General features: G+C 35.5%; 11 protein-coding genes and 1 riboswitch. Of the genes, 4 read left to right on the top strand and 7 right to left on the bottom strand.

The window, feature by feature from the left end:
- Positions 1-76 precede the first annotated feature (76 nt).
- From FH036_RS21845 to phaQ, 7 genes are all read right to left on the bottom strand, one after another.
- Positions 77-928 (bottom strand): formate/nitrite transporter family protein, encoded by an 852-nt coding sequence (locus tag FH036_RS21845; RefSeq protein WP_044792801.1) that lies wholly within the window; start codon positions 926-928, stop codon positions 77-79.
- Between the two features lie 354 nt (positions 929-1,282).
- Positions 1,283-2,077, bottom strand: a complete 795-nt coding sequence (locus FH036_RS21840) for a TerC family protein (protein WP_000383322.1) — start codon at positions 2,075-2,077, stop codon at positions 1,283-1,285.
- 90 nt (positions 2,078-2,167) lie between these two features.
- Positions 2,168-2,333: riboswitch (yybP-ykoY riboswitch) on the bottom strand.
- A gap of 38 nt (positions 2,334-2,371) precedes the next feature.
- Positions 2,372-3,691 (bottom strand): TrkH family potassium uptake protein, encoded by a 1,320-nt coding sequence (locus tag FH036_RS21835; RefSeq protein ID WP_000822321.1) that lies wholly within the window; start codon positions 3,689-3,691, stop codon positions 2,372-2,374.
- Positions 3,692-3,807: 116 nt separating this feature from the next.
- Positions 3,808-3,993, bottom strand: coding sequence for an alpha/beta-type small acid-soluble spore protein (locus tag FH036_RS21830; protein WP_001140707.1), 186 nt, complete (start codon positions 3,991-3,993; stop codon positions 3,808-3,810).
- Positions 3,994-4,141: 148 nt separating this feature from the next.
- Entirely contained in the window at positions 4,142-4,585 is a 444-nt protein-coding gene (locus tag FH036_RS21825; RefSeq protein ID WP_001067916.1) for a MaoC family dehydratase, read from the bottom strand.
- Between the two features lie 101 nt (positions 4,586-4,686).
- Positions 4,687-5,211 (bottom strand): polyhydroxyalkanoic acid inclusion protein PhaP, encoded by a 525-nt coding sequence (phaP, locus tag FH036_RS21820; RefSeq protein WP_000448588.1) that lies wholly within the window; start codon positions 5,209-5,211, stop codon positions 4,687-4,689.
- A 42-nt stretch (positions 5,212-5,253) separates the two neighbouring features.
- Entirely contained in the window at positions 5,254-5,706 is a 453-nt protein-coding gene (phaQ, locus tag FH036_RS21815) for a poly-beta-hydroxybutyrate-responsive repressor (protein WP_000903020.1), read from the bottom strand.
- Positions 5,707-5,904: 198 nt separating this feature from the next.
- Between phaQ and phaR the strand changes: the two genes are divergently transcribed.
- From phaR to FH036_RS21795, 4 genes are all read left to right on the top strand, one after another.
- A complete protein-coding gene (gene phaR / locus FH036_RS21810; protein ID WP_000566940.1) occupies positions 5,905-6,387 on the top strand; it encodes a polyhydroxyalkanoic acid synthase subunit PhaR in 483 nt (160 codons plus the stop codon).
- Between the two features lie 151 nt (positions 6,388-6,538).
- A complete protein-coding gene (locus FH036_RS21805) occupies positions 6,539-7,282 on the top strand; it encodes an acetoacetyl-CoA reductase (protein ID WP_000250412.1) in 744 nt (247 codons plus the stop codon).
- An 82-nt stretch (positions 7,283-7,364) separates the two neighbouring features.
- The gene (phaC, locus tag FH036_RS21800) at positions 7,365-8,450 is read left to right on the top strand and encodes a class III poly(R)-hydroxyalkanoic acid synthase subunit PhaC (protein ID WP_000206335.1); all 1,086 of its coding nucleotides are present in this window, start codon (positions 7,365-7,367) and stop codon (positions 8,448-8,450) included.
- Between the two features lie 94 nt (positions 8,451-8,544).
- Complete coding sequence (locus FH036_RS21795) at positions 8,545-9,738, top strand: NAD(P)/FAD-dependent oxidoreductase (protein ID WP_139896224.1); 1,194 nt, start codon at positions 8,545-8,547, stop codon at positions 9,736-9,738.
- The last annotated feature ends 20 nt before the right edge of the window (positions 9,739-9,758 follow it).

Here is a 9,758-nt window from a genome sequence, read left to right as displayed (position 1 = left end):
ATTCTTTTTTATATTTTCTGTAAAGAAAGAGGTTGCCCAAAAGTAGCTATTCAGCTACTTTTGGGACAACCTCTTTTTAATGTTTCATATGCGCTTGCAACGGAATGATTTCTTCTTGTTGAGCTGCTCCTAATTCAGTTTCTTCTTGTTTCATGTCAGGTACTTTCTTTGTTAAGTAATGGTATACCATACCGACAAATACAGACCCACCAATAATGTTACCGATTGTAACTGGAATTAAGTTATGAATAGCACCTGCAAAAGAAATTGTCTCAGGATGCGGTGAAACTAAAGATAAAGCAAACAGTGATAAGTTTGCGATGCTATGCTCGTAACCAGATAAGAAGAATGTGAAAACGAGCATCATCATCATAATAATTTTTGCTGTATCACCTTTAACTTGAGAAGGTAAGAAACAAGCAAGACATACAAGCCAGTTACATAAAATTGCTTTAAAGAATAGTTGCATTGTAGGTGTATTCATTTTTCCTTCTACTACTTTATTCATGAAATGACCGTGATCAATTGCTTCAAAAATGCCAGTTGCGTAAAATAGTAAGGCAAAGAATAAAGCACCAGCTAAATTGCCTGCATAACAAGCAAACCAGTTACGAAGTGTATCAGCAATTGTTGTTTCTTTTCTTAAAGTTGCTACAGTGAAGTACATTGTGTTTCCAGTAAACAATTCAGCACCACCATATATAATAAGTATGAGGGCAATTCCGAAAAACATAGAAGCAGCTAAATAAGTTGCTGGTGAATCTGCAATGTGAAAAAAGTTACCTAATTTAAAACATAGTACAATAATAAAACCGATATAAATACCCGCAAGTGCGGCACGAATGAAATATTGCATCGGGTTTGTATCTAACATTTGTTTTTTGCTCTTAGCCAGTTTGACAACATAATCTAATCCTTGTTCTAGCATGAGTAATACGCTCCTTTAGTACATCATCTATAAAGTGAAACTTTAATCAGTGGGGTTTTCTTCATCCCCCATTGATTATCAGCCCTCACCAATCGGACTTTTATGGGCAGCCCGACCCCCACCGAACTTCTTTGCTTTGACTGAATTTCGAGGTGGAGGTCTTACTGTCCATTAAAGTGGGATAAATGCTCCTTATATGAATAAAGTACATCGATTCTGTCATAGTTTCAATGAGTTTGTGCAATATTTCACAAAAAGGACATACATAGACAGAGAAAACGCTTACAAATAATAGTATAATATAATTTTTCTGGACATAGAGAGGGGACAAGGAAAAAAGAAAAAGCACTGTAATTACAGCGCTTTTTCGTCTAAATTCTTTTCTACTTTTGTTTCTACTTCTTTTGAGAAGAACCAACCACCAGCTGCGATTCCAACTAATACAATCCAGAATGTAAGCTTCCATGGTGTAGATTCTGGGAATGAGTGCGGAATTACATTTAATGCAGGGTGTGCTAACGTATAAACTGCTAGTTTCACACCAACCCAACCTACAATTAAGAATGCCGCAGTTTCAAGTCCTGGTTTACGTTTTAAAATTTGTACGAAAGCAGTTGCCGCAAATCGCATAATGATTAATCCGATAAGTCCACCTACAAAGATAACAACGAATTGTCCAGTATCAAGACTACCAATTGTACCTAATCCTGTTTTTGGTAAAGTCATTGCTAATGCAACAGCAGCTAAAATAGAATCAACTGCGAAGGCGATATCTGCAACTTCAACTTTAAATACAGTCCACCAAAAGTTCTCTTGTTTTTTCTTTGCTTCTTTTTCTTCTGTTTCTTCATCTGTATTCTTTTTAACATACGTTTTAAATAAGTGATTACCAGCGATAAACATAAGGTAAATGGCACCGATTGCTTGCACTTGCCATACGTCGACTAGGAACGAAATCATAAATAACGATCCGAAACGGAAAACAAATGCCCCTGCTAATCCATAAAATAGTGCTTTCTTTCTTTTTTCTTCTGGTAAATGTTTTACCATAATTGCAAGAACAAGAGCGTTGTCAGCCGCTAAAATCCCCTCTAGTGCAATTAGGATGAGTAATACCCAACCATACTCCAATAATAATGATACATCCATGTACATTCTCCTCTCATTTCTATAAGTACTAAATAAGTGAAGAATTTCCCCACTATTTAGTTTCCCCATACTCCTGCCTATTAACTTTGGAAGAATTTGGTAATGAATGCAAAAAAGACCTCTGCCGTTAATAGGCAAAGGTCTTGCTAGACATATGTAATGAAAATGCCAACAAAGCCGGAAGAACTAAGTTCTACGTAATGACGACTTTGTTTCCAAGAAATATTCTTGGACGCTACTCCCCTTTGGAGATATGCTATTGTACTCTCATTATATGGATAATTTATACGGTTGTCAACCTGTTAAAATGTCTTCATTCGGATATTTTATTTTCCGGTTCTTTTTACGTGCAAATGAAAAAGCTAATGTTAAAGGCCCCATCTTTCCAAAAAACATCATAAAGATAATAATAGCTTTTCCAATCATCGTTAAGTGTGGTGTGAAATTCATACTGAGACCGACAGTCCCAAATGCTGAAAATACTTCGAAAGCACTCATCAATAGAGGAACTCGCTCAGTAATGCTTAAAATTAAAATAGCCAAAAAAATAAATGAAATAGAAATAATAGCGATGGTTAATGATTTGACAATGAGAGTATCTTTAATGGATTTTTTAAACACGACAATATCATCTTGTTCTTGTAAAAATTTAAATACCCCAAAAAACATGATTAAAAAGGTTGTTAATTTAATCCCACCGCCAGTTGAAGCACTACCGGCTCCGATAAACATTAGAAGCATCATTAATAAAAGGGAAGGCTTTGATAATGCGGAAATATCAACTGTATTAAACCCGGCAGTACGCGTTGAAATAGCTTGGAAATAAGCAGCCATGCCTTCTTCAAATGGGGTAAAGCCTCTCATAGAAAGAGAATTGTGAAACTCGAATATAAAAATAAAAACAGTCGCAATAATATTGATGATTAGAGTAGAAGAGAGCATAAGTTTTGAGTGTAATGTAAGGTTTTTAAAATTTTTCTTTCTTTTTATATCTACGATTACTGTAAAACCAATCCCACCTAAAATAATGAGGGAGGAAATGACGAGATTGACAAGAATGCTGTGAGAGTGGGACATTAAATTATCGCTCCAAACAGAAAAACCTGCATTGTTAAAAGCAGAGATGGAATGAAAAAAGCTATAATAGATCCCTTTAGCAATCCCATATTTCGGTACCCATTCAAAAGAAAGAATGAAAGCAGCGATACATTCGACTGTAAAAGAGAATAAAAATAATGCTTTGGCAAGACGAATGACACCGCCTATATTCGTTTGATTTAATGCTTGTTGCAGTAAAATTCGGTTTTGAAGGCCAATTTTTCTGCCAAGCATAATCGCAATTAAAACGGCAAAGCTCATAATGCCAAGTCCGCCCACTTGTATAAGTGTTAAAATGACACATTGGCCAAATAAGGTAAATACTTTCCCAGTGTCCACAACACCAAGCCCTGTAACCGTACAAGCAGAAACGGTTGTAAATAAAGCATCGAGCCATGAAATAGACGTCGTTGTAGCAATTGGCAATTTTAATAAGCATGTACCGATAATTGATAACATAATAAAAGACAAAGTAAGAACACGGGGAGGACTCATGTGAATGTTAATCCGTTTCATGTTACATATCGTTCCTTTCAGTTTGCTTTTACTAGTATGTGAAAAAGCACCATTATGTATGTTAGAAATAGAAAGAGGCAGAGAATATCTGCCTCTAAGCCATATGTTATATTGTGTTATCCACGTAATTGTTGTTGAGCTAAAGAAACAAGACGTTTTGTTACTTCACCGCCAACTGATCCGTTAGAACGTGATGCAGTATTAGACCCTAAGCTTACGCCGAATTCTTGTGCAATTTCATATTTAAATTGATCAAGTGCTTGTTCAGCACCTGGAACTAGTAATTTGTTTGTTTTTGCCATGATGATACACATCCTTATGAGTAATCCAGTTCAGCTAAGTATGTATCTGAACTGGTACCGTTATTTTATGTGGAACCGGCGTGCTCATACGCGGAAGTAATCGGTGTGATTAGAAGTTATTGGATAGAAAAAAGAGTAGCAATTTTTGCTACTCTTTTTTTAGTATTGTCGCTGTACCTTCCACGACAATATCATCCGATTGATTATATATATTTGTTTGCAACGTAATGATTTTTTTATCGTCACGTTTTTTGATGACCTCTGCCACAACGCGAAGTGTATCACCGATTTTGACAGGAGCGCGGAATGAAACGTTTTGAGATAAATAAATCGTATTTTTACCTGGGAGTTTCGTTCCAAGGATGGTAGAAATAAAACTTGAAACGAGCATACCATGGGCAATACGTTCTTTAAACATTGTCGTTTTTGCAAAAGAGTCTAAAATATGAATAGGATTCACATCTCCAGTCAATTTTGCAAAATTAATAACGTCCTCATCCGTAATCGTTTTTGTAAGTGATGCTTGATCACCGACTTGAATCTCATCATAACGAAGCTCCGGGACGGTTTGTGCTTCTTGAAATGGATTCATTTTGTCCTCCTTCTTTTCCATATCGAAAAATGCTAGCCATCTTGATGTAGTAGGAGGAAGAAAGAGTTTTGTTTGTGCTGCAGTTAGCTCCCACATTTTTCTTACTTGATGGAAGTAAATAGATTTTTTGAGTTTTCCTCGAACTTTTTTGCGAGTTCCAACTGTTTTGTCTTGAAATCTTCCAAAAAACCTTCTAACTGTTTTTGAGCCTCTTCACGTTGTAATTGTTGTTGTTCAATAAATTGCTTCGTTGTTTCTTCAAATTGACCGCTTGTTTGAGTAAGGATAGACAAAGATGTTTTTGTAGGAGAAACAGTTAGCTGTTGCATATGAGCAGAAAACTCTTTCCATTTGTCTTGCCACTCATTAATTTGATCATTTAAGGAGTTTCCAGTTAATTGCTTCACGTAATCTGTATACTGATTATTGAATTGAGTAGTAAATTGTTGCAGTTCTTTTTCTAGTTCATCTACTCCTGATGTTAATTTATGCAAAGCATCTTGTTGTTGTTTTAATGTTTCTAAAGTAAGTTGCTCTAATTGTTTCCCAGCTGAAGAGAAAAGGGAAAGTGATTGAGACCAGTTTTTCCAAAATGCATCGACTAATTCGTATGGTTTAGTTTCCATTGTTTGACCCCCAAATGTTTTTTTACATATTGTGAACGCAGATTACTCTGCTGTATCACCAGGTGAAGATGAAGAATCTTTTTCATCCTTTTCTGGAGAAGTAGAAAATGGAAAGAATGCATTGGTGTATAGCGTGAAAAACGTCCGCAACATATTTTGATAATGCTCAAAAGAAGTCGCACATGTTGTTAAATATTGCTCTCCATATTCAGTTAAAGAATAAATTCTTTTTGCTGGCCCTCCGTCGCTTGTATCCCAAGTAGAAGAAATAAGGTTTTCTTTTTCTAATTTGCGTAGTGTTCTGTACACATTACCTTGGTCAACAGAAGAAAAGCCGATATCCATTAGCATTTGAATAAGTTTGTAACCATGAAGACTCCAGTCTTTAAGACAGAGAAGTAAGAAGGGAACTAAGAAGTTTTTTGGCATGGAGTTTGGTTGTTTTGCTTGGTTGTTCTCCAAACTTTCGCGTTGTTCTGGTTCATTATGTAGCATGATTGTGCATCACCTCATGAATCAGTTAGATGGAATTTTTTGCTTATAAGTGCAATTTACACCTATCTGTTTTTAAAGTCAATACATTTGTTAGAAAATAGAAAAAAATAAAATATAGACTTGAAGTTTTATTCAGAATATTAGAAAATAATGAATAGGTTGAATTGTTTCAAAAACGAAAAAGGGAGTGTAGGTAAAGTGATTGATCAAAAATTCGATCCACTACAAGCATGGAAAAATGCTTATGAACAAACCGAAACATTTTGGGGAAAAGCGCTCAATGAAACAATTAAAACAGAAGAATATTCTGCTTGGATGGGCAGCGTTCTAGATTTGAATTTGTTTTATCAAAAAGCATTAAATGATACGACAAAAAATTATTTAGAGCAGGTGAATGTGCCTACGAAAGAGGATATCGCTAGAGTGGCTACGCTTGTTATTAACTTAGAAAATAAAGTGGATAACATTGAGGAGTTTCTAGAAGATAAGGTAGAGTCAGTAGGACAAGCTCCTACATTAAAGCGCGATGTTACGAAAGTAAAACAAGATATTCGCACATTAGAAACGAAAGTTGATCAAATTTTAGAATTGCTAGAAAAGCAAAATGCAGTACTAGCAAAACTACAAGAACCTGTAAAAGAAGAAGTAAAACCTACGAATAAGCCAGAAAATAAAAAGTGATAATAGCGCTTGTTTATAACATATGAAAGAGAAAGGGAGAATCTCTTTTCTATGTATAAACAGCGAAACATAATTATATAGGGACTCCATAGTATGAGTACCAAAATGATTCATAATAGTCGTTCACAAATTCATTTAAGGGGGAAAAGAAATGGTTCAATTAAATGGAAAAGTAGCAATCGTAACAGGTGGGGCAAAAGGGATTGGAAAAGCGATCACAGTAGCGTTAGCACAAGAGGGCGCAAAAGTTGTTATTAACTATAACAGCAGTAAAGAAGCAGCTGAAAACTTAGTAAATGAACTAGGAAAAGAAGGACATGACGTTTATGCAGTTCAAGCAGATGTTTCTAAAGTAGAAGACGCAAACCGACTTGTAGAAGAAGCAGTGAATCATTTTGGTAAAGTTGATATTCTTGTTAATAATGCTGGTATTACAAGAGATCGTACATTCAAAAAGTTAAATCGTGAAGATTGGGAACGCGTAATTGACGTGAACTTAAGCAGTGTGTTTAATACGACAAGCGCGGTACTTCCATACATAACGGAAGCAGAAGAAGGTAGAATTATTAGCATTTCTTCTATTATTGGTCAAGCCGGTGGATTTGGACAAACAAACTACTCAGCAGCAAAAGCAGGTATGCTAGGATTTACAAAATCATTAGCATTAGAGCTTGCAAAAACAAATGTAACTGTAAACGCTATTTGCCCAGGATTTATTGATACTGAAATGGTAGCAGAAGTACCAGAAGAAGTACGCCAAAAAATCGTTGCGAAAATCCCGAAAAAACGTTTTGGTCAAGCTGATGAAATTGCAAAAGGTGTAGTATATCTATGCCGTGACGGTGCTTATATCACAGGTCAGCAATTAAACATTAACGGCGGATTATATATGTAATGAAGTAAGAAAAAAGTGCATATCCATAGCAGGAATGCACTTCTTTTTTTAGAAGGAAATTGACCAAAAAGGAGATAGAAAAATGACTACATTCGCAACAGAATGGGAAAAGCAATTAGAGCTATACCCAGAAGAATACCGAAAAGCGTACCGCCGTGTGAAAAGGGCGAGTGAAATTTTATTACGTGAACCAGAGCCACAAGTAGGATTAACGCCGAAAGAGGTTATTTGGACGAAGAATAAGACGAAGCTTTATCGCTACATTCCAAAACAAGAAAAAACACAAAGAGTTCCAATTCTATTAATATATGCTCTTATTAATAAACCATATATTATGGATTTAACTCCTGGAAATAGTTTAGTGGAATATTTAGTGGACCGTGGTTTTGATGTGTATATGCTTGATTGGGGCACATTTGGTTTAGAAGATAGTCATTTGAAATTTGATGATTTTGTGTTTGATTATATTGCAAAAGCAGTGAAAAAAGTAATGCGAACTGCAAAATCGGACGAGATTTCTTTACTTGGTTATTGCATGGGGGGAACGCTAACTTCTATTTATGCGGCACTTCATCCGCACATGCCAATTCGTAACCTAATCTTTATGACAAGTCCTTTTGATTTCTCTGAAACAGGATTATATGGTCCTTTATTAGATGAGAAATACTTCAATTTAGATAAAGCGGTTGATACATTTGGAAATATTCCGCCAGAAATGATTGATTTCGGAAACAAAATGTTAAAACCAATTACGAACTTTGTTGGTCCATATGTTGCTTTAGTAGATCGTTCAGAGAATGAGCGCTTCGTTGAAAGCTGGAGGTTAGTTCAAAAGTGGGTTGGCGATGGTATTCCGTTCCCAGGTGAATCATACAGACAGTGGATTCGTGATTTTTATCAAAACAATAAATTGGTTAAGGGTGAACTTGTGATTCGCGGACAAAAAGTAGACCTTGCAAATATTAAGGCGAATGTCTTAAATATTTCCGGGAAACGTGATCATATCGCTTTGCCATGTCAAGTAGAAGCATTACTAGACCATATTTCTAGCACAGATAAACAATATGTATGTTTACCGACAGGGCATATGTCTATCGTTTACGGTGGAACAGCTGTAAAACAAACATATCCGACGATTGGAGACTGGCTTGACGAGCGCTCTAAGTAAAAATAAAAAATCCAACTAGCATATGTTAGTTGGATTTTTTTATGTAAAATAACAAAACATAGAAAGGAGACATTTATATTTTAGGAGTATAATTATGAAACTTATGACTGGTAAGTTGTTTTGGGATACAGGAGCTTCTATGCCTTGTTATCCATCGTTAGAAAATGATATGATATGTGATGTGCTTGTAGTTGGAAGTGGCGAAGCGGGTGCTCAAATAGCGTATTCGTTAGCGAAAATGGGAATGCGCGTTACACTTATTGAAAAAAATATGATTTCATGTGGCAGTACAGCTGCTAATACAGGGTTATTACAATTTCTTCATGATAAATCGTTAACCTCACTTATCCATACATTTGGGGAAGAAAAAGGGGTGCGAGCATATAAACTTTGTTACGAAGCGTTACGAACAATGGAGAAAGTTGTACCGACTCTCGATATCAATCCCCAGTTTATTCCGCGAAACAGTTTATATTATGCAAGTAAAAGTGAAGATGTCTCATTTTTACAAGAGGAATACAAAACGTTACAGAATTATGGGTTTCCAGTTGAGTATTTTACAGCATCTGATATTAAGGAACGGTATCCTTTTACAAGACAAGCGGCATTATATACACACGGTGATGCTGAGGTAAATCCGTATTTATTAGCGCATAGCCTTTTGCATAAAGCAAATCAAATGGGTGCTACTATATATGAACATACAGAGGCCATACATATAAAAAAACGTCAAAATGATCTAATTTGTTATACGAAAACAGGAAATCAAATTGTAGCAAAGAATATTATTATGGCGACGGGTTATGAAGCACTTTTCGGAAAGAAAGAAAAAAATACAACAGTGGAAACATCATATGCAGTTGTGACAAATAAGGTGGATTCATTTGAAGAATGGCATGAGCAATCATTAATTTGGGAAACAGCAAGGCCTTACTTATATTTTAGGACGTATGAAAATCGTATTATTGTAGGTGGATTGGATGAAGCAATGAAAATTCAAACAATCGGTGATACGAAATTATTGCATAAGCGTGATGTCCTTATTAACTTTATAAAAGAGATGTTCCCGCAGTATAAAGATATACAGGCGGAGTATTATTGGGCGGCAGCATTTGGCGGTAGTCATGATGGTCTCCCTATTTTAAAAGAAGATAATAAGATACATAATTTATTTTACGCATTGCCCTTTGGAGGTAATGGAACTGTGTATGGAATGGTATTTGCTAAAATATTTGAGCGGTTATTTACAAATAAAGAAAGTAAAGATTTTTCTTTATTTAATCGATAGAAAAAGGTAGCGAAGTGATG

The sequence above is a fragment of the Bacillus sp. CD3-5 genome (assembly GCF_006349665.1).
GTDB classification, from domain to species: Bacteria; Bacillota; Bacilli; order Bacillales; family Bacillaceae_G; genus Bacillus_A; species Bacillus_A paranthracis.
The sequence above is the reverse complement of the archived record's forward strand: the minus strand, read 5'-3'. Positions and strand labels throughout refer to the sequence as shown.